We start from the raw sequence: 21,386 nt of genomic DNA, 5'->3' as shown, positions 1-21,386 counted from the left end.
TCCACGCCGTTGTCCATGTCGTACTGGGTGTAGGGAGACTGGAAGTAGACCTGGACCACGTCCTTGCCGGTGTAGGTATCGCCGGTGTTGGTGACGGTCACGGAGACAGTGAAGCTGTCGCCGTTCTCCGCCATGGAGAAGTCGCTGTACTGGAACTGGGTGTAGCTCAGGCCGTAGCCGAAGGGATAGAGGACGGTAGAGGCGTAGTCGTAATCGCCGGCGTTGCCGGTGCCCATGACCACGTCCTCGTAGCGGGTCTCATAGTACCGGTAGCCCACGTAGATGCCCTCAGCGTAGACAATGTACTGGTCGGACTCGTTGGAGAAGCCATTGTTAATCCAGAAGTTGGCGCCCGCGTTCTGGGCGGCGGGCGCGCTGGAGGCATCGTAGGCGTAGGTATCCACCAGGCGGCCGGAGGGCACCACGTCGCCCACCAGGGCATCTGCCACGGCGTACAGGCCGGTCTGACCCACGCCGCCGATCCACAGGGCGGCCCTGATATTCTCATAGTCGGCCAGCCAGCCCAGCTCCAGGGCGTTGTTGGCATTGATGAGGACCACCACATTGTCAAACTGCTCGTTGACGGCGGCAAGCATGTCGGCCTCTTCGGCGCTCAGCTCCAGGTAGTTGCCGGAGTTGCCCGCCACGCCCTCGGTCTCGGCGAAGTTGACGGCAGTCAGGTCGGAGCCCTCGCCGCCCGAGCGGGAGATGACCACGATGGCCGCGTCGCCGTAGTCGGCGAAGGAGCTGCCTGCGGCGGACGCCACGTCAGCCCAGGGCACCTCGTTGATGGAAAACTGGCCGCCCCGCCAGTTGGGGGCGCTGCGGGTGTACCCGTCTGCGCTCTTCTGTTGGTAGAAGTCCCACAGGGTGGGGTTGACAGTAAGGCCGGAGGCCTCCAGGGCAGCCTTCAGGTCGGGCACGGTGGAGGTGTCCACGCTGCCGGAGCCAGTGCCGCCGTAGACCATGTTCACAGAGGAGACGGAGAACAGACTCACCCTGCTGTCCTTGGCCAGGGGCAGGCCGCCGTTGTTCTCCAGCAGGACCATACCCTCGGCCTCCAGAGTCTCAGCCACCTGGCCGCTGTGCTCATTCAGTTCTTCCTCGGTGTCAAAGTCGCAGGGATAGTAGGTGCTGTCCCCTGTGGAATTGCTGGTCTCCACAATCTTGTAGGTGGTATGGTTGAAGAAGGTGGAGATGAGGCCCCGGTAGTTGAGGGCCAGCAGGTTGCAGATCATCAGTGTCACAAGCACGATGGCCATGATGGGAATCAGAATGGCCATAAAGCGGCGGTTGGACATCCGCTTCTTTTTCATTTCGTTTCATCCCCCTTGATTATGTTTTCCGCGGATGGCGCCCTCCGCGAACCTTGCACACAGTATACAAAGGGGATCGAGCACGGTGCAACTGTTTTGACATAACTGCCCGTTTTTGCAGCATATTCCTTCTTTCGGACTATTCCAGCGGAAAGAGCAGCCGCAGGTTGAACACCTGATTTTCCACTGAGACGTCCATCTCGCCGCCGTACTTCTGGGCGATCATGCGGATGCTCTTCATGCCGAAGCCGTGGTACTGCTTGTCCGCCTTGGTGGTGACGGGCAGGCCGCCGGAAAACTGGGGCGGCTGAGGGCAGTAGTTATAGAACTGGAGGGACACGAACATGCCCTTGCGCTTGGCAATGATGCCCACCACCCGCTTTTCCTCATCCTCCACCTGGGAGAGTGCCTCCACCGCGTTGTCGATGGCGTTGCCGAAGAGGGAGTAGATATCCTGCTCGGCCATAAAGGACATCTCGCCGCCGTCCACAATGCAGGTGAGCTTGATGTGGTTCTTGTTGCACATGAGGCTCTTCTCGGTGAGGATGATGTCGATGGTCTTGTTGCCCGTCTCCACGGCGGAGTCGTAGATGGAGATCACGTCCTCCATCTCCCGAATAGACGCCTCGTCCAGAGAGCTGCTGCGGCCGATCTGGCGGATCTGGTGGCGCAGGTCGTGGCACTTGACGTTGATGAAGTCCAGGTTCTCTTTGAACATGTCGTACTGCTTCTTCTCCTGCTCGTAGAGGCTGTTGACCGTGTCCAGCTCCCGCTCCAGCTGCCGCTTGGACAGCAGGGAAAACTGGACGTACAGGGCCAGCAGGCAGCAGAGGATGTTGTAGACGGAGGCCACGCTCACATAGAAGGAGTTGTTGTTCTCGTAGCTGTAATAGGTGACCACCGCGCTGATGACGATGTCCACCAGCACCACCAGGGCCACCAGCACCAGCATGGAGGTGCTGCGGATGCGCAGGTCCTCGTTTTTGCGGATCATGGAGCCGAAGGTGATGGTCATGAGCCAGTAGACAATGCAGTAGGCGTCCACATACACCAGCGTCAGGAAGAGTCCGGACAGCCGTGCGGCGCTCTCGCCGTACACCTCCACAGGCAGCCCGGCGTTGAGTCCGGTGACTACCACGATGAAATTATAGAGCTCAAAGGCGATGTGCTGCACCGTATAGGCCGCCACGGCGCAGAAGAAGATGTGGAGGAAGGGCTCCCGGTAGCACAGCATCAGCGCCCCCACCGACACGGCGAACAGCACGAAGAAGAGCGCCGAGCTGTACAGGGCGTTGTATCCCAGAATGGGCGCGGCCACCGAGGCGGCCATGCACAGCAGGGCCGCCAGGGCAAAGCGGAGGGGATAGCGGTCCTTTTTCTTCAGGCGGAAGGTGAAGAGAAATTCAGCCAACAGAATCTCGGCCATAAAGACCGACTTGTACCAGAACAGCTGGGTAACCTCATACATAACTATTCCATACTCCCGATGTACTCGTTAAGCGCGCTGAGGAAAGGCTTTCTCCTGGCGTGGCTGATGGTCAGCCAGTCCTCCCCCACCAGCACGCTGAAGTCCTTGACCTGCCGGACATAGCGCAGGTTGACTACATAGCAGCTGTTGCACCTGACAAAGGCCTTCTCCGGCAGAAGGGGCTCTATTTTCTTCAGGGATCCATAACCGGCGTAGCTCTTGTCCCGGGTGTGGTAGGTAATCCGGTGCTGCATGACCTCGATATAGGTCACCTCAGAGCATTTCAGACACACCACTCCGTCCTCCGCCGGCACCAGCAGCTCGCGCTCCTGGCGGCTCTCCAGCCGCTTCACCGCCCGGTCCAGCTTGATGGAGAAGGGGAAATAGGCCACCGGCTTGACGATGAAGTCCAGTGCGTCCACCTCGTAGCCCTTCACGGCAAAATTGGCCATGTTGGTCACGAAGATCAGGATGACGCTCTCGTCCACCTCCCGCAGCCGCCGGGCGGCCTCCATGCCGTCCAGGCCAGGCAGCTCGATGTCCATAAACACCAGGTCAAAGCTGGCCTTGTAGCCGGTGAGAAAGTCCAGCGCGTCGTTGAAAATCACGCTGTTGCAGGCAGTCCCCCGCTCCTGGGCGTAGCGGTCCAAATAGGACACCAGCAGCCCGGCAGCCCGGGGATCGTCCTCTACAATGGCAATGTTCAGCATCCCGTCCCCCCTGTTTTCTCTTTTTCTGTTCACGTCCAAGTGCAGCCCTTAATTTGGATTATTATTCTATCACGCATGCTTCTCGCGGCGCAAACCTTTTTTCCATTCTTCCTCTCCGCAGAGAGAAAGGGCCTTGCGGCACCCATCTCACTTTTGCTATACTTACCTCACAGAAAGGAGGGGGCTCTATGGCCTTTGAGGTAGTGAAATCCTTCCCCGGCAGCACCAGCATCGGCTTCACCGAGGGGAAGTTTGACCGCTGGTGCGTTCAGGAGCGGGTCTTTTTCTGGACCCGGCGGCCCACCGACACCGACTGCTTTACCCGTCTGCTGGATCTGGCCCAGCGGTACGGCCGGGACAAGGTCATGGCTGACTTTACCGCTGTATACGACGCCATGGGTGTCCGGCCGCCCCAGGGCGACCTGCTGCCCAGCGACTCTGTCCTGGACCTTATTACCCGGCTCTCCGGCGCCTATGCGGCTGCCCCCGGGGACAGCGTGCGGGCGGACAGACTCTTTACCACGCTCTACCTGACCATGATCGCCGAGGAGAATAAGGCCAGGGCTGTCCTGGGGAAGCGCATTAAGCGGCTGGGGGTGCACCTTGTGCTGATGGAAGGTCGCACGCCGGCGGAAGCCGCAGCCTTCCCCGTCGGGAAGAAGGCGGCTGAGCTCAGCGCCCTGTGCAAGTCTTACGGCTTTTAAGGAGGAACATTATGTCAATCCACTGGGAGCTTCCCGCCCGGATTCCCGTCCTGCTGGACGGCGACCCGGGCCACGACGACGCCATAGCCTGGATGCTGGCAAAGTCGTCCCCTGCCCTGGATATTCGGGCCATCACCTCGGTCTGCGGCAACCAGACCATTGAAAAGACCACCTATAACGCCCTGCGGGTCATGACGCTGCTGGGCATCGGCGCGCCTATGGCCAAGGGCCGTCCCGGCCCGCTGGTAGCCGAGCCCATGGCGGCCCCCAGCGTCCACGGCGAGTCGGGACTGGACGGCCCCGTCCTGCCTGAGCCGGACCGGGAGCCTCTGTCCTGCTCCGCCGCCGAGCTGATGGCAAAGGTGCTCTCCGAGAGCACGGAGCCGGTGTACCTGGTGCCCACCGGACCCCTGACCAATGTGGCCTCCCTGCTTCTGTCCCACCCGGAGCTGAAGGAGAAGATCGGCGGCATCTCCCTCATGGGCGGCGGCATTGCCCACGGCAACTGGACTCCTGCCGCTGAGTTCAACATTCTGGTGGACCCGGAGGCTGCCGACATTGTGTTCCGCTCCGGTGTCCCCATCACCATGGCCGGGCTGGACGTGACCGAAAAGGCCCTGATTTTCCCCGAGGATTTCGAGCGGGTGCGCTCCGTGGGCAACCCGGTTGCCCGCATTGTGGCGGACTGGCTGGAGTTCTTCTACCGCTTCCACCGGGAGAAGGGCTACGCCGGCGCTCCCGTCCACGACGCGGTGGCGGTGGCCGCTCTGACGGCCCCCCAGCTGTTCACCGTGGAGGAGATGCACGTGGACATCGAGGTGGCCGGGGACTACACCCGGGGCGCCACAGTGGGCGATCGGTACCATATCACCGCCGCTGCCCCCAATGCCCGGGTCATTCTGGACGTAAACCGGGACGGTTTTGCCGACCTGCTGGTAGAGGCTGTAAAAGCGTATGGGGAGGGACAGGCATGAACAAGCGAAGCGTTATTATCGACTGCGACCCGGGCATTGACGACGCCATGGCTCTGCTGGCCGCCTTCCGTGCCCCCGAGCTGGATATCAAGGCCATTACCCCCGTCGCGGGCAATGTGCCCCTGGTCCACACCGCCCCCAACGCGCTGAAAATTCTGGCTCTGGGCGGCCGGGAGGACATCCCGGTGTACCCCGGCGCGGACCGCCCCCTCACCGGCCAGGCCCGGGAGGCCAGCGAAGTCCACGGCGCCGACGGCCTTATGGGCTGGCCCATGCCCGAGCCCAGGTCTGTGCTCCGGGACGAGAAGGCCTGGGATGTAATCTGGCGGGAGGCGAAGGCCCTGGGCGGAGAGCTGGAGCTCATCGCCACCGGCCCCCTGACCAACCTGGCCATTGCTCTGGCCAAGTACCCCGACCTGCCCAAGTATATCAAAAAGCTGACCGTCATGGGAGGCGGCGCCTGCTTCGGCAACGCCACACCCGCCGCCGAGTTCAATATTTACGCCGACCCGGAGGCCGCTGAGATGGTGTTCCGCTCCGGCATGCCCACCGCCCTGTGCGGGCTGGATGTATGCCACCGGGCGCACCTGACGGAGAATGAGGTGGAAGAGCTGGAGGGCTTCGGCACCGTGCAGGCCGCTTTCTGCGCCGCCCTCAGCCGGCAGGAGCTGTCCTGGGCCGTGCCCTACGGCACCCCCGGCGCCCCCATGCACGACCCCTGCGCGATGCTGTATGCCATTGCCCCCACCCTCTTTACCGCCGTCCACTGCTGGGTGGGGGTGGAGCGCGCCGGCGTTCACACCCGGGGCAAGACCGTTACCGACGCCTTCAGCGACGCCAAGCGCCCCCCCAATGTGGACCTGGTGCTGGACGTGGACCGGCCCCGCTTTGTCCGGCGGCTGCTGGCTCTGCTGAGGGAGTACGGCGGATAACCTCTCTCAGATAGTGAAAAAAGCAGGTGGAAAGCTGCGCTTTCCACCTGCTTTTTATGCGTTCTGGTTCTGCCAGTCCGTCGGATAGACAAAGTAGAGAAAACGGGCGTGCCCTGTCACGGAGAAGCGAATGGCGCTGCCCTTGGGAATATAGATGATCTCCCCCGGTCCGGCGGATACAGTACTCCGGCCGGTCTGGATGTCCAGCCGCCCCTCGAGCACATAGTCCATCTCGTCGTAGTTCAGTGTCCAGGGAAAGGTGGTGTCGGTCATCTCCATGATGCCCGCCCCCAGCCGGGGGCTCTCGGAGCGGGTGAACAGGTCTCGGGTATAGACCCTGTCCCCCGCCCGGCCGGTGTCCATCCGGTGCTCCTCCGTCACCTCCAGCTGGAGCACCGGGACCTTCTTCACCGTCTCTCCCGGGACCTCCCCCAGCTTCTCCAGCAGCACCTGGCGCACCAGGGCCTCCAGCGCCTGCTTATCCACGGCTTACCTCCTTTCTGGTCAGCAGCATGGCCACCGCCACGGCGGACACGCCGCCCACCAGCTTGCCCACAATCATGGGGAAAATCATAGACGAGTCAAAGCCGGCGGTAAAGCCCAGGTGGTCGCCGAACACAAAGGCCGCCGATACGGCAAAGGCCACGTTGATGACCTTGCCCCGGTGGTCCATATCCTTCATCATGCCGAACATGGGGATGTTGTTGGCCAAAGTGGCCACCATCCCGGCGGCGGCGATGTCATTCATGCCCAGCAGATGGCCCAGCTTCATCAGCGGCTTGCGGAACACCTTGGTGATAACGTACACCAGGGGGAACGCTCCCGCCAGCACCACGGCGATGTCGCCCACCACGGTGAAGCCCTCCTCAATGGGGGTGAGGCCGGGCAGGATGGTGATGGGAGTCAGCTTCTGGACAATGGCAATGGCCAGGCCCACGGTGATGAGGATAACCACCGCCCTGCCGAACACCTGAAAGCCCTTCACCATGCCGTTTGGGATCTTCCACAGGCCGATGGCGATGAGCACGGCGATGAGCACGATGGGGATCAGGTTGCGCAGCACCATGCCCACGCCGAACCCAGCCGCCAGACCGCCTGCCAGGGCGCCCAGAGGGATGGTGACTACCCCCGCCAGCACACCGGAGGCCAGAGCGGGCCGGTCCTCCTTCCGGATGATGCCCAGGCCCACGGGGATGGTGAACACAATGGTGGGCCCCAGCATGGCGCCCACGATAAGGCCGCCGAACTGCCCCGCCTCCTCGGTGAGGGCCAGCTCTTTGGCCAGAGGCGCGCCGCCCATGTCGTTGGCCAGAATGGTGCCTACAAACATGGCCGGATCGGCCCCCAGGAACTGGTACACCGGCACCACCACTGGACGCAGCACGCCGGCCAGCACCGGCGCCAGGCAGATGATGCCGATCATGGAAAGCGCCAGGGCGCCCATATTCAGGATGCCCTCTTCAAACTTCTCCCCCAGGCCAAAGCGGTTGCCCAGAATTCGATCCACTGCGCCCAGGACCATGAAGAGGACCATTAGATAGATGATAATCTCGTTGATGGACAAATTCATTGCCCCTTTCCTGTTCTCTCAGGGCCAGGTCTGGTCCACAATGCCCACCACGGCGGCATCCACCGGGACGTCCTTCCCGGCTGCCACACGGGCCGCGCCGCCTGTGGCCACCAGCACCCGTTCTCCCTCCCCTGCGCCCACGCAGTCGGCGCAGATAAGGAGCTCTCCCCCCACCCGGACGGTGAGAAAGGACTTGCCGAAGAGGCCGGGGGACTTCTTGGTGGACCAGATATTACCCTCTACCGTACCCAGCAGCACGGCCGCCCCCTCCTCTCCGGATGCCCAGCTCCCGCAGCTCCCGCTCCATGGCGGTAAAGCGGATATAGATCCCCCGCTCGGCGGTGCGGGCGTATTGCTTATACTCCAGAGCCCCGTCGGCCAGGTAGACCCGCCGCCCCTCCAGCAGGGCCAGAAGAACCGTCCGCTCCTCCTCCGTCAGGGCCACGCCCAGGGAGAGGAGCGCCATCTGCTCGATGGGGAGATGGGTGATGAGCAGGTCTCCGCCCCGCTCCTCCAGAGTCACAGGCCCTCTCCCCCTGTCACGGGAATGGCCCGGTCCCCTTTGCGGAAGCCGCAGGCATTGGCCTCAGCCCCAGAAAGGCAAGCCTTTCCGGGAGCCCCTGTTGAAATCCGTTCGGGCAGAGTGAATCTGCCCTCCATCGAGGTTTTGCAGGGCAAAACGCTCGGGACGCGCCACTCGGCGCGATTACGACGAGGCCCGTCACTCCCCCTTCCCTCCCAGTCCGGCAGAGGAATAGCCCGGTCCCCTTTGCGGAAGCCGCAGGCATTGGCCTCGTCATAGTCCAGGTGGACGGCGGTGGAGAATTTTGGGGAAATGCGTACCTCCACCGCCTCAAAGGTAACCGGACGGCTGGTGAGGGTGCGCAGCCGGATATCCTGCTTGTCGGACAGACCCCACCGTGCCGCGTCCTGGGGCGTCATGTGGATGTGCCGCTTGGCGGCGATGACACCCTGTTTCAGGGTGAGTTCCCCCGCCGGTCCCCGGAGCACAATGCCCGGCGTACCGGCCGTGTCCCCCGAGATGCGCACCGGGGGCGTGATGCCCAGGGCCACCCCGTCCGTGAGGGAGATCTCCACCTGGCTCTCGGGCCGCTCGGGGCCCAGCACCACCACGTTGCCCAGCTGGCCTTTGGGGCCCACCAGGGTCACCCGCTCGGCACAGACGAACTGCCCCGGCTGGGACAGGTCCCGCACCTTCTCCAGCCGGTGGCCCGGTCCGAACAGGGCCTCCACATGGGCCCGGCACAGATGGACATGCCGTCCGCTTGCCTCCAGGGGCACGGTCAGCCGCTCCACCACCGCCTCCGCCAGCCGTTCCAGCGCTGTGTGTTCCATTTACTTCACCTCCCGGGGATACTTCCCCGCCTTGAGCTTGATCATCATGATCCACATCAGGGAGGACAGGCGGTTTAGCCCCAGAATCATGTCCGGCCTCTTCACGCCGCCATCGGCGTCCCGGAAGGCGGCATAGGCCGCCAGCTCGGTGCGCCGCACCACGGTGCGCACCTTGTTCACCGCCAGAATGGCGGGGGAGTCGGTGTAGTGGGGCATGAAGTGGGGCTGACCCAGGTACTTCTCCGGGTAGTGGGAGTACTCCCGCAGCTCCGCCGGGCCGTACCCGCACAGCGCAATCTCCCCCACCGGCTCGTCCAGCACGTCGAAGCGGATGAACCGCCGCACAAAGGTCAGCACCTCCTCCAGCTCCTGTGCCAGAGCGGGATAGCCCGCCCCGGCACAGGTCTGCTGGGCCAGGAGAATCTCCGCCTCCAGGCTGTCAATGCAGCCCCGGAAGGCGATGCGGGGGTGGTCCTTGTCCACCAAAATGTTGCCCTTCAGGTGGGTCATGTGCTCCGGCTTCTCCGCCAGCACCGCCCCGGACAGGGTACAGTACTTGGGCCGCTCCCCCGTCTCCTCAGAATTGCCCTGGGGATAGACCACCTCCACCCCCTTTTCTTTTAGCCAGTCCCGGGCGGCAGGGGTGAGAACCTCCCCCGCCCGGACCACCACCGGACCCCGGGTGCCGCCGCCGGACATGCGGCGCACGTCCTCCTCGGTCAGCAGCGCCACGGCTTACTGCCCGTCGTACTCGCCCTTGCCATGGGGCAGGACGGAGTCTACTTCGGCGTGGGGGCGGGGAATAACGTGGACGCTCACCAGCTCGCCCACCTTTTCCGCTGCGGCAGCGCCCGCGTCGGTGGCCGCCTTGACAGCGCCCACGTCGCCCCGGACCATCACGGTCACCAGGCCGCCGCCCACCTGCTCCTTGCCCACCAGCTGGACGTTTGCCGCCTTCACCATGGCGTCTGCCGCCTCAATGGCGGCCACCAGGCCGCGGGTCTCCACCATACCAAGTGCATTTGTGTTTGCCATTTTCCTGTCTCCTTTTCCATTGTGCGCCCCGGAAGGGGGGCGTTCTGTATGGTTCCCACCCTGGGGCATATTCTGTCCCTCGGGTATTTTTTCCACATCCGTCCGGCCCATTGTGGAAACCGATGTCTCCTTTTCCTCTGTCCGGGCGGCTCGCGCCCGCTTTCTGCGGGGCTTTTTCCCCTCTTTTTCTTCCACAGCCCTGACTGGCATATGGGGCGCGCCGCCCACGGTTCCGGCCGGCTCGCCGTTGAGGGCGGTCACCGGGTGCTCCATGGTCTCCTCCCTCTCGGCTCCGGCTGGCTTGTCCGCCATCAGGCTGTTGGTCAGGTTCTGCACCTCCTGCAAAAGGTGTTCATGGGGGTTGAGCAGCACGCCGTCGGCGTTGACCTCGCTCATACGTTCAGCCTCCTCATAATCAGGCGCACCAGCTCGTCCATGGCGGCGGCGTCAACCGTCCCGCGGGCCGCCCCGTCCGCCCGGCAGGCAGCGCCGCCCCGCAGCTCCTCCAGCTCTTTGACGCCCCAGGCCACCCGCTTGATGTTGATGAGGTCCAGGGGGCCGATGTTGTTGGAGCTGGAGGAGCCGCCCACCGCGCCGCAGCCCAGGGTGAGGGCAGGGAACAGGCAGGTGCTGGCGCCAATGCCGCCCAGAGAGGAGGGCGTGTTCACCAGCACCCGGCTGGCGGGCACAGCGGCTGCGAACTTCTTCACCACATTTTCGTCCTCAGCGTGGATGGAGAAGGTATGGCCCGCGCCCTCCCACTCCAGAATCTCCACGCACCGGCGGAGGGCGGCCTCCTCGTCGCGCTCCACGTAGAGGGCCAGAATCAGCCCCAGCTTCTCGTTGGAATAGGGGTAGCCGGGGCCCACGCCGGTCTCCCGGGCCACCAGCACCCGGGCGCCAGCTGGGATGCCGGACAGCCCGGCCAGGGCGGCCACCTGCTCCACGCTCTTGCCCACAATGGCCGGGTTCATGGTGCCGTTGGGCCGGAGAATGCACTTGGAGAGGGCCTTGTGCTGCCCGTCGCTGAGGATGCAGGCCCCCTGGCGTGTCAGCTCCGCCGTCACCGCAGGCTCCATCTCCCGGGTGACCACAATGCTCTGCTCACTGGCGCAGATGGTGCCGTTGTCAAAGGTCTTGGAGTCCAGAATCCGCTTCACCGCCATGGGTACGTCTGCTGTGCGGTGGATATAGGCCGGGCCGTTGCCCGCGCCCACGCCGATGGCCGGGGTGCCCGAGGAGTAGGCCGCCTTGACCATGGCCCCGCCGCCTGTGGCCAGGATGAGCCGGGTATCCCGGTGCTTCATCAGGGCGCTGGTGGCCTCCATGGTGGGGGTGGAGATGCAGGAGATGCTCCCCGCAGGCGCCCCCGCCCCCTCCGCCGCCCGACAGACCACCGCCACCGTCTCCCGGATACAGCTCAGGGCGCTGGGGTGGGGGGAGAAGATGATGGGGCTGCCCGCCTTGAGGCAGATCATGGCCTTGTAGATGACGGTGGAGGTGGGGTTGGTGGAGGGCACCAGCCCGGCCACAATCCCCACGGGCACGCCGATGTCGATGATGCGCTTCTCGTTGTCCTCGGCCAGGATGCCGATGGTGCGCTCGTTTTTAATGGCCTCATAGAGGGTGAGGGCGGCGAAGCGGTTTTTCAGCTCCTTGTCCTCTTTTTTGCCGAAGCCGGTCTCCTCCACGGCCATGGCGGCCAGCCGCCCGGCGTGCTCCGCGCCTGCCGCCGAGATGGCGGCCACAATTTTGTCAATCTGGGCCTGGTCCATCCGGGCCAGGGCCCGCTGGGCCTCCTTGGCCCTCTTAATCAGGTCCCGGACCTCCTGGACCGACTGTAAATCCTTATCCAGCTGCATGGAATCCCTCCTAAATCAGCCTGTCGAAAAAGTATTTTCGCCAGGCTGCTTCACGTTTTCAAACGCAATGAACGTTTGAAAACGTGGTTTGATTACACGCGAAAGACAACCCTGACGGTTTTCTTTCACACTATCTTTCCCTCCGAAATCTTGCGTCTCCGCGTTTATCGACGGTCTCAAATTTCTCTGGGCCGGGCCGCAATTGCCTTTACCGCCTCGGCAAAGGCCGCGCAGGCAGCGTTGCAGGCGCTCTGTGTGCCGGTGAGCAGGCCGCCGCCGAAGTTGGTCTCGCTGGGCGGCTCATAGAGCGTCACCAGCTCCACGTCCGCCGCCTTCAGCGCCTCGTCCAGCCCCACCATTGCCTCCAGCGGTGGGGCGATGAGGTAGGCCAGGGCCTCCCCCTCGGCCACCCCCGCCGTCTGGGACAGGTAGGTGCCCGTGCGGGAGACGGTGTGGGCAAAATAGACCACCGAGCCGTCCTCATTGGCGGAGCGGAAGCCGCCGCCCTCCTGGAGGAAGGCAACCGCCGCCCGCAGGCCGCTCTGGACCTCCGCCGGGTTTGGCCCGGCCAGAATACCGATGACCTCCCCGGCCAGCTTGGTGGAGGCGTTGGCCGCGCCCGCGTACAGGCTCCGGCCGTACACCACCTCCACGGCGGCGGCCTTGGTGGCCTCGTCCAGGGCGCAGTAGGTCATGTCGTCGCAGTCGGTGGTAAGGATGCCGATGGATCGGTGGCCGCCGGGCAGGGCCAGTTTTTTGGCCAGCCCCTCGCTGACGTTGGCGATGGTGTGGGTGGCCAGCACCTTGACAGGAATCAGCGCATCAATCATGGTTCCGCCCCCTTACAGCTTCAAATCAATGCCGGAGGCTTTTTTCTCCAGCATGGTGTGAATCAATTCTGCGATATGGGCGCCGGCCTCCACCGCCGTAGTTCCCTGACGGTGGATGTTGGAGACCACCGTGCGCTTGGACTCGGGGATGCCGATGTGGGGCTGGTAGGTGAGATAGGCGGACATGGACTCGGCGGTCACCAGTCCGGGCCGCTCCCCCACCAGCATGCACACCACCTCCGCGCCGGTCAGGTCGCCGATGTGGTCGGAGGCGCCCACCCGGCAGAACTTGACGAAGAGCGCCGGGCCAGCCTCCAGCCCGTAGGCCTTCAGGCCGCCCCGAATGGCCTCCAGGCAGTCCAGGGCGTTGGCCTCAATGGCGGCGGAGCTGAGGCCGTCCCCCACCACCAGAGCCACACGGGGCTTCTGTCCCAGCGTCTGGCGGATAATGGCCTGATTGGCCTCGTCGAACCGGCGGCCCTTGTCGGGCCGGGTCAGGTACTCGTCCTTATCCCTGCACAGGGTCTGCACCGGCACAAAGCCGCCCTTCTTCACAAATGCCTCGTCCACCATGGAGAAGCAGGAGTCCTGGGCCGCTGCGTGATCGGCCCGGAAGCGGAGCATGGTGGCGGTCTTGTACCGGGCGCCCGCCCGGCCCAGGCCGATGCGGGCGGGGGTCTTCTGCTTCAGGTCCAGAAAGGCCCGCCCGTTTCTGGGGTTTTCTACCAGATACTGCCGCCGCAGGTCGGTCTGGGTGATGTCCGGAATGGCGGCGGCAGGGTCAATGTTCCCGGTTGACGGACGGGTCACGCCCTGGGGCTCCATGGGGTGGTAGTCGCTCCCCTTCACCTGGGGAGTGGGGGCCTGTCCGGCCACCTCGGCGATCATGCGCTCAATGAGGGCGCGCAGTTCCTTGTCGTTCATATCGTCCTCACAAACTCCATATTCTTCGCCCCGCCATAAACGGCAGGGCTCATTCATTCCGTTGTTCGTCCTCCTCCCCAACGAACCCGCTTTCGCTGGACTTCGTTGGGGAGCCCGTGCCGCCTTCATGAGAGCAGCACGGAGCCGTCCCCCGCCAGCTCGGTCAGTTTTCCGTCCCGCACAAAGCCCATCTTCTCCAGCCAGTCCTGGAAGGGCTTGATGGCAGTCAGGCCGAAGAGCTCCCGCAGGGCGGCGGTCTCGTGGAAGCCGGTGGTCTGGTAGTTGAGCATCACGTCGTCGCCGTGGGGGATGCCCATGAAGTAGTTGCACCCGGCGGCGGTGAGGAGGACGGCCAGGTCCTCGATGTCGTTCTGGTCGGCCTTCATGTGGTTGGTGTAGCAGGCGTCGCAGCCCATGGGCACGCCGGTCAGCTTGCCCATGAAATGGTCCTCCAATCCAGCCCGTATAACCTGCTTGGAATTATACAGATATTCGGGGCCGATGAAGCCCACCACGGTGTTCACCAGGAAAGGCTGGAACCGCTTGGCAAAGCCATAGCACCGGGCCTCCATCACCACCTGGTCGGCGCCGTGGTGGGCCTCGGAAGAGAGCTCGGAGCCCTGGCCGGTCTCAAAGTACATCACGTTGGGGCCGGTGGCGGTGCCCTCCCTGAGGGCCAGCTGCCGGGCCTCCTCGATGAGCTTCCCGTCCAGGCCGAAGGCCTCGTTGCCCTTCTGGCTGCCTGCGATGGACTGGAAGATGAGGTCGCAGGGGGCCCCCTGCTTCACCGCGTCCATCTGGGTGGTCACATGGGCCAGGACGCAGATCTGGGTGGGGATCTCCCACCGGGTGCGGATTTCATGGAACCGGTCCAGCACCCGCCGCACGCTCTCCACGCTGTCGTCCACCGGGTTCAGGCCCAGCACCGCGTCTCCCGCGCCGAAGGTCAGGCCCTCCAGCAGGGAGGCCATAATGCCGTCCGGGTCGTCGGTGGGGTGGTTGGGCTGGAGGCGGCAGGACAGGGTGCCTTCCTCGCCGATGGTGGTGTTGCAGGTGGCGGTAACCCGCAGCTTTCTGGCCGCGTAGATCAGGTCCATATTGCTCATAAGCTTGGTCACAGCGGCGATCATCTCGGCGGTCAGGCCCCGGGAGATACGGCGGATGTCCCCACCGGTGTGCTTCTCGTCCAGCAGCCACTCCCGCAGCTCGGACACGGTCCAGTTGCGGATCTCACCGTAAATTTTCTCATTCACGTCGTCCTGGATGATACGGGTGACCTCGTCCTCCTCGTAGGGCACGGCGGGGTTCTCCCGCAGGTCGGACAGGAGCAGGTTGGCCGTCACCACCTTGGCCGCCACCCGCTCTTCGGCGTTTTCGGCGGCGATGCCCGCCAGCTTGTCGCCAGACTTCTCCTCGTTGGCCTTGGCCAGCACGTCCTTCACCGATTGGAATGTATACACATGGCCGTGCAGGCTGGTTTTCAGTATCATGGTCTGTCTCCCCTTTGTTGTTGGCTCGTATTTGCGGCTCCCCGGGACTGGAAGGCCAGGGTCTTTACCACCACCGGCAGCACCGCGCCGCCGGCCACCGGCGCGCCGATGTCCAAAAAGTCCCCGCTGCCGGCGCTGATGCCATCCAGGCAGAGGATAGCCCCCTCCGCCCCCAGCAGGGGCCAGAGGGTCTGGCCCAGTACCTTTGCCACGTCCCCCTCCACCGCGATGACGGGGAACATGCCCCGCTCCAGCAGCGGCTCCATCCCTTCCTTGATGCCCCGGGCCAGGTCCTGGATTCTGCCATAGGCCGGGTTGGTCTCTCCCCGCAGGCTGAGGGCAATCTGGGTCATGCCCCCCTGGTCGGCAAACCAGCCCGCCTTCTGCCGCAGGGCGGCGGCCAGTTTGTCACCGCTGCCCTCCTCGTCCTCGGTCAGCCGGAGGACGGGCAGGTTTTTCAGCGGGAAGGACACATTGCGGTAGAAGATGGTGGAGCCGGACACCTGGGTGGCGTGGCTGCCCGCCCCCACCACGGTGGCCCGGATGGTCTCGGCGCCCCGGACGATGCCCGCCCGCTGAAAGGCGGGGGACGCGGCGATGGCCCTGCCCAGCAGAACGCCGATGTCCCCGTAGGCAAAATCGGCTCCCGGCGGCGACCAGATGCAGTCGGCCACCCCGCCGGAGAAGGACACTCCATCCACCCCCTCCGGCGGCGTCCAGGCAGTGTCCCGGGTCATGAGGGCTTTCAGCAGGCCGTCCGGCGGTGTCAGCCCCGCCGCCTGCTCCAGAGCGCGGGTCAGGGCGGATGCCACCGGTTCCAGGCTGGATATCTCCGCCCGGCCCCCTGCCCTCGGAATTGGTACACCGGGTACCGCCGCCCCCAGCCGCTCCAGGGCCGGGGAGACGTAGGTAATGCGCCCCTGCTCGGTCTTGATGAGCCGCCCGCCCACGTCCAGGCAGCCGGTGGCCGTCAGGGTTCCGTTATCATAGAGCGCCAGGTTTGAAGTGCCTCCGCCGATATCAAAGTGTAATATTTTGTTGTGATACTCCTTGGAGTATTCGTCTATCCCCGCTCCCCGGGCCGCCAGAATGGATTCCAGGTCGGGCCCGGCGGTGGCCACCACAAAATCCCCGGCAAAGTCGGACAGAGCGGCAAGCACCTGCCGGGCGTTTTCCTTCCGGGCGGTCTCGCCGGTGATGATAACCGCGCCGGTGGAGATATCCGCCTGCCGGAAGCCCGACTTGCGGTACTCCTCCGCCACAATGGCCCGCACCCCCTCGGCGTCGATCTCAGTCTCGGAGAGAAGGGGCGTGAAGTGGATGGCGCTGCGGTAGAGCACCTCCTTCTCCCCGATGGCGATGCGCGGCACGGAGAAGGGCCCCGCCCGGTTCTCCAGGGTCAGGCGGGAGATAACCAGCTGGGTGGTGGAGGTGCCGATGTCGATCCCCACGGACAACAGTGATTCATGCATACCGGCACCTCCACCACCGGGGCCCCGCAGCGCGGGGCGGGCGTAAGCCCGTGAAATCGGCCCTACGGGCCGGTTTCCCACAGGCGGGATTCACTCCCGCCGAGGATGTCAAATTGCGGGATCCCCAGGCAGGCAAGCCTGCCTGGGGCACGGATGTGCCGATGTCAATGCCCACGGACAGGAGCTGCTCAGGTGCCATTTACATCAGCTCCTTCAAAATGGCCTTCAAATCCTCCCGGGTGGCGGGTCTGGGGTTGCCCGGGGCGCACACATCGGCCAAGGTAGTCTCCGCAATGCCGTCCAGGTCGGCCAGCAGGGTCTGCCCCTCCACGCCGCAGGCGGTGAGCTTCTCCGGCATGCCCAGGCTGGCCCGCAGCCGCCTGACGCCGCCTATCAGAGCCCGGGCGCTCTTGGCCAGGCCGCACAGCCCGGAGAGCCGGGCGTACTCGTCCGCCGCCCCCTTGTCGGCGCTGTTGAAGGCCATGACATGGGGCAGGAGCATGGCGTTGAGCCGCCCGTGGGGAATGTGGTAGCGGCCGCCCAGGGCGTGGGCCAGGGCGTGGCAGATGCCCAGCCCGGCGGCATTAAAGGAGATGCCCGCCAGACAGGAGGCCAACAGCATCTCCCCCTTTGCCGCGTTGTCTCCAGCGTGGGCCGTGCTCAGGCTACGCCAGGCCATGGAGAAGGCCTTCTCCCCCATGGCGTCGCTGAAGGGAACGGCCCCCTTTGCCACGCAGCCCTCAGCGGCGTGGGTGAGTACGTCCATGCCCGTGTCCGCCGTCACCGCCGGGGGCACTCCGGAGAGCAGGGATGCGTCCAGCACCGCACAGTCGGGCAGCAGGGCGTCATCCACCAGCGGATACTTCACCCCCGCGTCTGCGTCGGTGAGGACGGCGAAAGAGGTCACCTCCGACCCGGTGCCCGCCGTGGTGGGAATACACCACAGCTCCGGGGGCGGATTCCCGCCGGCAAAGTAGCGCATGGCCTTGGCGCAGTCCATGGGAGAGCCGCCGCCAAAGGCCAGCACGGTGTCCGGCCCGAAGGCCCGCAGGGCGCAGACCCCCTGAGCCACCAGTTTGAGGGATGGGTCGGGCTTCACCTGGTCAAACACGCGGATCTCGCAGCCTTTCAGCCGCGCCTTCACCCCCTCCAGCAGCCCGGATTTGCGGGCGAGAAATTCGTCCGTCACAATGAGCACCCGCCGCCCTGCCAGCTCCTCCAGGGCCGCCAGAGCGTCCGGGCCGAACCGGATCTCCGGCCTGATCGCAAAAAGCTCCATGTTTTCTGCCTGCCTTTTCCTCAGATGGCGTTAGTATGGCGGAATTCACAAAAAATATAGCCCCTGCGGAAAAATTTCCGCAGGGGCAAAAGCAGGAGGTCTCCGAATTGCGGAGACCTCCTGTCTATTCCATGTTTTCCGTTCTTACCAGGTACAGCGCACAATGCACGTGAGGGTCTGGCCGTCCACCGTGGCGGTGACGGTGGTGGTACCCCTGGACACAGCGGTAACAGTGCCGTCGCCGGAGATGGTGGCCACAGAGGAGTTGCCGATGCTCCAGGTGGGGTTGGAGCTGGTGCCGTTTACCTTGAGCTGCCAGCTGGCCCCTGCCTTGTCCAGGGTAAAATCTGTCCGGTTGAGGGACAGGGTGGCAGCGGTGCCGCCGCCCGAACCGGTGGAGCTGCCGGAGCTGCCGGTAACCGAGTTATAGACCTTGCAGGTCTGGGTATACCCGCCGGCCATAGTGGCGGTAATGGTGGCGGTGCCGGTCGTGCCTCCCGGGCTTACCACGCCGTTCTGATCCACAGTGACGACAGCAGGGTCGCTGCTCTCCCAGGTAATGGTGCCGGTGGAGCCGGCGGGGGAGAATGTGACGTTCAGCTTCACAGGGTCGGGGTATCGGTTGCTCAGGCTGAATTCGCTCAGGCTGAGGGTGAAGCCGGTGGCGGTCTGCCCGGCAGGAATCTCTCCGTCCTCCGGGCTCTGGGAATCGCTGGGCTGAGGCGCCGCGGAATCAGTGGGCTGCGGCTCGGCGCTGCCGCTGGGGCTGGGCGCGGGCGTGCTGCTGGTCACAGGGTTGGGATTCGGGTCTACCGCCTGCTCCCCTCTTTGAATAAAAGGCCCGATAATGGTAACCACAATATAGATAGCCGCGGCAATAAGGGCCAGGGAGATCACCCAGCCCACAATCTGGAGGGGCGTAGGGCCGCCGCCGTAGCCGCCGCCCCGGGTATTGGTCTTTAGACGTTTCCCGCCTTTATGGCGGGGCTCCTCCTCGTCATAGACCTCGTCTTCGTACTCCTCTTCGTCGTCGTAGTCCTCTCTGGATCTGGCGCGGCGGTACTCCTCCTGCTCCTCGCAGAAGGGGCAGCGCTTATAGGTAACGGCGTAATACTCGCCGCAGTTTTCACAGCGAACGGTCTCATTTCTCGCCCCCGTGGGCTTTCTGGCGGCCATGTACATCCCTCCGTCATTTTGGTTTCATAATCACTTTTAATCTTACACGCTGCGGCAGGAATCGTCAACGGTCTAACGCAAATTGTACGTTATTTTTTATTTCTTATGTCTACCCGCAAAAGCAAGTCCAGGATTGATTATCCAGTCTCCATCCGATATAATGTCTGTTGTACCATTTCATAAAACGGGAGCTGAGGCCTGATGAAGGGTTCCATGACCGCTGCGGCGGTCCACAAACAGTATGAGGACGGCATTTCCGCCCTCCGGCGTCAGATTGGAGACGGGGCGCTGCGGCAGCGCTTTGCCGCCGAGGCGGACGCCTTTTTCCGCGCCTGTGCGCTGGGCGTCTGGGGCCGGGACGGCAATGCCCTCACTCCGCGGCACGTGGAGTACTACAACGCGGTATACACCAAGGGGAACCCGGTGCCCTCCATCCTGTTCTGGGAGCTGTCCACCGCGGTGGCGGAGTACCCCGGCTTCCAGCCTCCCGGCTTCTTTGCCCGCATGCGGGCCAGTGACAAAGTGTCCGGCGGAAAGCTGTCCCGCCGGTTCGTGGACCTGATGACGCTGATGCTGCTGCTCTTCGCAGCGGTGGACGACATTGTCAGTGAGGAGGAGGCCGGGTTTGTCAACCACTGTGCCGACACCCTGCTGGCCCTGTGCGACCGTGACGGTCTCAAGGGTGACAAGGCCCCTCTGGATGTCAACGACTTCATCACCCGCCGTCCCGCCGCCCCCAAGCCGGACACCCCGGCTCCCGCCGCTCAGGGCGAGGGTGCGCCCCAGGCTGCCGCCCAGCCCAAGGAGGAGGCAGAGCCCGCCCCCAGCCTGGAGGAGCTGCTCTCCGAGCTGGACAGCCTGTGCGGCCTGGAGAAGGTAAAAAAGGACGTTAAGAGCCTGATTAACCTGGTCAAGGTACGCAAAATGCGCCAGGAGCACGGCCTGCCCGTGCCCCCCATGAGCCTGCACCTGGTGTTTATGGGCAATCCGGGCACCGGCAAGACCACGGTGGCCCGCCTGCTGGCCAAGATCTACCACGCCATCGGTGTGCTGTCCAAGGGCCAGCTGGTGGAGGTGGACCGTTCCGGACTGGTGGCCGGATTTGTGGGCCAGACCGCCATCAAGACCAACGAGGTCATTCAGAAGGCCCTGGGCGGCGTGCTCTTCATCGACGAGGCCTACGCCCTGGCCAACCAGGACTCTCCCAATGACTTCGGCAAGGAGTCCATTGAGGCCCTCCTCAAGGGCATGGAGGATCACCGGGCCGATCTGATTGTCATTGTGGCCGGATACACCGAGCTGATGAGCAACTTCATCAACGCCAACCCGGGCCTGGAGAGCCGTTTCAACAAGTATTTCTACTTTGAGGACTACAACGGCGACGAGCTGATGGAGATTTTCCGCTCCATGTGCAAGAAGAACGGCTACACCCTGGACGAGGAGACAGACAAGTTTGCCGCCGAGGGCTTTAAGCAGCTCTACGAGGAGCGGGACGAAAACTTCGGCAACGCCCGTGACGTGCGCAACGTCTTTGAGCGGGCGGTGGCCCGCCAGGCCGACCGGGTGGCGGCGCTGGAGAACCCCAGCAAGGAGGACCTGATGGCCATCACGGTGTCCGACCTGAAGGAGGACGACGAGCCGGAGGAGACGCCCGGTCAGGCCATCGCCCAGGACGCCGCTCCCCTGCCTACGGAAGACGGCGGGGCGGAAGATCGCACTCCCACCCAAGAATAAGGCCCAGGCGCAGACCGGCCTGAAAGCCTGTGATGGAGGCGTTGGTAACCAGGCTCTCCTTGGCGGCGGCCATTTCCGGAGGCAGCTCGGACAGTATCTTTTCCAGTTCTGCCGTCTCCTCGGGAAACAGGTCCAGGTTCTGCCTCTCCACAAAAAAGCAGTGCAGTTCCTCCAGGGCTGATTCCATACCTTTTCCTCCTCACGTCATGTATTGCGTGTTCATAATATCACGCTACAAATAGCGTGTCAAGGGGCGTTGACTATGATTTTCAACCAACGGGTCCGCCAGCTGCGGGAAGAGGCCGGGCTGACACAGGAGCAGGCTGCAAAGGCGCTGGGCATCAGCAGCCGGAACTACCAGCGGCTGGAGGCGGATGATGCCATTCCCAGCTATAAGAGCATGCTGGCGATTGGCGAGTATTACCGCGTCTCTCTGGACTATCTGGTGGGCCGCACAGAAAAGCGGGAAATCAACCTTTGAGTCACAACCTCCGGCTAAGCCGGAGGCTTGATTAAGCCCTATAAGGGCATAATACAGACAATACCCCTAAAGG

Annotated in this window: 23 protein-coding genes; 5 read left to right on the top strand and 18 right to left on the bottom strand. The window is 64.0% G+C overall.

Features of this window, described 5'->3' with window-relative positions; genetic code table 11:
- From Q0K06_RS10195 to Q0K06_RS10185, 3 genes are all read right to left on the bottom strand, one after another.
- Nucleotides 1-1,316 (bottom strand): glycoside hydrolase family 3 C-terminal domain-containing protein (locus tag Q0K06_RS10195; RefSeq protein WP_294551913.1); only part of this gene is annotated, 1,316 nt, incomplete at its 3' end.
- 139 nt (nt 1,317-1,455) lie between these two features.
- Nucleotides 1,456-2,784: an ATP-binding protein gene (locus tag Q0K06_RS10190; RefSeq protein ID WP_294551911.1), complete on the bottom strand. Its 1,329-nt coding sequence runs from the start codon at nt 2,782-2,784 to the stop codon at nt 1,456-1,458.
- A gap of 2 nt (nt 2,785-2,786) precedes the next feature.
- Nucleotides 2,787-3,494, bottom strand: coding sequence for a LytTR family DNA-binding domain-containing protein (locus Q0K06_RS10185; RefSeq protein ID WP_294551909.1), 708 nt, complete (start codon nt 3,492-3,494; stop codon nt 2,787-2,789).
- 188 nt (nt 3,495-3,682) lie between these two features.
- Here Q0K06_RS10185 and Q0K06_RS10180 point away from each other — a divergent pair, with 188 nt between their 5' ends.
- The 3 genes from Q0K06_RS10180 to Q0K06_RS10170 are packed head-to-tail and all read left to right on the top strand — an operon-like array spanning nt 3,683 to nt 6,104.
- Nucleotides 3,683-4,198 carry a hypothetical protein gene (locus Q0K06_RS10180; protein WP_294551906.1) on the top strand — a complete coding sequence of 172 codons (516 nt, stop codon included), beginning with the start codon at nt 3,683-3,685 and terminating at the stop codon, nt 4,196-4,198.
- 11 nt (nt 4,199-4,209) lie between these two features.
- Complete coding sequence (locus Q0K06_RS10175) at nt 4,210-5,172, top strand: nucleoside hydrolase (RefSeq protein ID WP_294551903.1); 963 nt, start codon at nt 4,210-4,212, stop codon at nt 5,170-5,172.
- Entirely contained in the window at nt 5,169-6,104 is a 936-nt protein-coding gene (locus tag Q0K06_RS10170; protein ID WP_294551900.1) for a nucleoside hydrolase, read from the top strand. The genes Q0K06_RS10175 and Q0K06_RS10170 overlap by 4 nt, the downstream gene beginning before the upstream one ends.
- Before the next feature lie 54 nt (nt 6,105-6,158).
- Here the strand turns inward: Q0K06_RS10170 and Q0K06_RS10165 are convergent, their stop codons facing one another.
- The 14 genes from Q0K06_RS10165 to Q0K06_RS10100 all read right to left on the bottom strand — a co-directional run bounded on the left by Q0K06_RS10165 (nt 6,159) and on the right by Q0K06_RS10100 (nt 19,098).
- Complete coding sequence (locus Q0K06_RS10165; RefSeq protein WP_294551897.1) at nt 6,159-6,590, bottom strand: cupin domain-containing protein; 432 nt, start codon at nt 6,588-6,590, stop codon at nt 6,159-6,161.
- Nucleotides 6,583-7,668 (bottom strand): ethanolamine utilization protein EutH, encoded by a 1,086-nt coding sequence (gene eutH, locus Q0K06_RS10160; protein WP_294551916.1) that lies wholly within the window; start codon nt 7,666-7,668, stop codon nt 6,583-6,585. Before eutH ends, Q0K06_RS10165 begins: the two co-directional genes overlap by 8 nt.
- 24 nt (nt 7,669-7,692) lie before the next feature.
- Entirely contained in the window at nt 7,693-7,932 is a 240-nt protein-coding gene (locus Q0K06_RS10155) for a EutN/CcmL family microcompartment protein (protein WP_294551895.1), read from the bottom strand.
- Nucleotides 7,907-8,197, bottom strand: a complete 291-nt coding sequence (locus Q0K06_RS10150) for a hypothetical protein (RefSeq protein WP_294551893.1) — start codon at nt 8,195-8,197, stop codon at nt 7,907-7,909. Before Q0K06_RS10150 ends, Q0K06_RS10155 begins: the two co-directional genes overlap by 26 nt.
- Complete coding sequence (locus tag Q0K06_RS10145) at nt 8,194-9,030, bottom strand: phosphate propanoyltransferase (RefSeq protein ID WP_294551890.1); 837 nt, start codon at nt 9,028-9,030, stop codon at nt 8,194-8,196. Before Q0K06_RS10145 ends, Q0K06_RS10150 begins: the two co-directional genes overlap by 4 nt.
- Nucleotides 9,031-9,762 carry an ATP-binding protein gene (locus tag Q0K06_RS10140; protein WP_294551887.1) on the bottom strand — a complete coding sequence of 244 codons (732 nt, stop codon included), beginning with the start codon at nt 9,760-9,762 and terminating at the stop codon, nt 9,031-9,033.
- A 3-nt stretch (nt 9,763-9,765) separates the two neighbouring features.
- Nucleotides 9,766-10,065: an ethanolamine utilization microcompartment protein EutM gene (gene eutM / locus Q0K06_RS10135; RefSeq protein WP_148319385.1), complete on the bottom strand. Its 300-nt coding sequence runs from the start codon at nt 10,063-10,065 to the stop codon at nt 9,766-9,768.
- 392 nt (nt 10,066-10,457) lie between these two features.
- Nucleotides 10,458-11,927 (bottom strand): acetaldehyde dehydrogenase (acetylating), encoded by a 1,470-nt coding sequence (locus tag Q0K06_RS10130; RefSeq protein ID WP_294551885.1) that lies wholly within the window; start codon nt 11,925-11,927, stop codon nt 10,458-10,460.
- Between the two features lie 176 nt (nt 11,928-12,103).
- Nucleotides 12,104-12,757 carry an ethanolamine utilization microcompartment protein EutL gene (eutL, locus tag Q0K06_RS10125; RefSeq protein ID WP_294551882.1) on the bottom strand — a complete coding sequence of 218 codons (654 nt, stop codon included), beginning with the start codon at nt 12,755-12,757 and terminating at the stop codon, nt 12,104-12,106.
- Nucleotides 12,758-12,769: 12 nt separating this feature from the next.
- Nucleotides 12,770-13,681: an ethanolamine ammonia-lyase subunit EutC gene (gene eutC, locus Q0K06_RS10120; RefSeq protein WP_294551879.1), complete on the bottom strand. Its 912-nt coding sequence runs from the start codon at nt 13,679-13,681 to the stop codon at nt 12,770-12,772.
- Between the two features lie 125 nt (nt 13,682-13,806).
- Nucleotides 13,807-15,171 carry an ethanolamine ammonia-lyase subunit EutB gene (locus Q0K06_RS10115; RefSeq protein ID WP_294551876.1) on the bottom strand — a complete coding sequence of 455 codons (1,365 nt, stop codon included), beginning with the start codon at nt 15,169-15,171 and terminating at the stop codon, nt 13,807-13,809.
- Entirely contained in the window at nt 15,168-16,643 is a 1,476-nt protein-coding gene (locus Q0K06_RS10110; RefSeq protein WP_294551873.1) for an ethanolamine ammonia-lyase reactivating factor EutA, read from the bottom strand. Before Q0K06_RS10110 ends, Q0K06_RS10115 begins: the two co-directional genes overlap by 4 nt.
- Before the next feature lie 199 nt (nt 16,644-16,842).
- Entirely contained in the window at nt 16,843-17,922 is a 1,080-nt protein-coding gene (locus Q0K06_RS10105; RefSeq protein WP_294551870.1) for a 1-propanol dehydrogenase PduQ, read from the bottom strand.
- Between the two features lie 144 nt (nt 17,923-18,066).
- Nucleotides 18,067-19,098 (bottom strand): Ig-like domain-containing protein, encoded by a 1,032-nt coding sequence (locus Q0K06_RS10100; RefSeq protein ID WP_294551867.1) that lies wholly within the window; start codon nt 19,096-19,098, stop codon nt 18,067-18,069.
- A gap of 201 nt (nt 19,099-19,299) precedes the next feature.
- Between Q0K06_RS10100 and Q0K06_RS10095 the strand changes: the two genes are divergently transcribed.
- The gene (locus tag Q0K06_RS10095; protein WP_294551863.1) at nt 19,300-20,832 is read left to right on the top strand and encodes an AAA family ATPase; all 1,533 of its coding nucleotides are present in this window, start codon (nt 19,300-19,302) and stop codon (nt 20,830-20,832) included.
- Here Q0K06_RS10095 and Q0K06_RS10090 read toward each other — a convergent pair.
- A complete protein-coding gene (locus tag Q0K06_RS10090; protein ID WP_148319296.1) occupies nt 20,786-21,019 on the bottom strand; it encodes a hypothetical protein in 234 nt (77 codons plus the stop codon). The two genes, Q0K06_RS10095 and Q0K06_RS10090, sit on opposite strands and share 47 nt — an antisense overlap.
- 75 nt (nt 21,020-21,094) lie before the next feature.
- Between Q0K06_RS10090 and Q0K06_RS10085 the strand changes: the two genes are divergently transcribed.
- Nucleotides 21,095-21,313: a helix-turn-helix transcriptional regulator gene (locus Q0K06_RS10085; RefSeq protein WP_148319298.1), complete on the top strand. Its 219-nt coding sequence runs from the start codon at nt 21,095-21,097 to the stop codon at nt 21,311-21,313.
- Nucleotides 21,314-21,386 lie beyond the last annotated feature (73 nt).

Origin of the sequence: uncultured Pseudoflavonifractor sp. (assembly GCF_944387805.1) — a bacterium.
Taxonomy (GTDB): domain Bacteria; phylum Bacillota; class Clostridia; order Oscillospirales; family Oscillospiraceae; genus Pseudoflavonifractor.
This window is presented reverse-complemented; position numbering and strand designations above follow the sequence as displayed.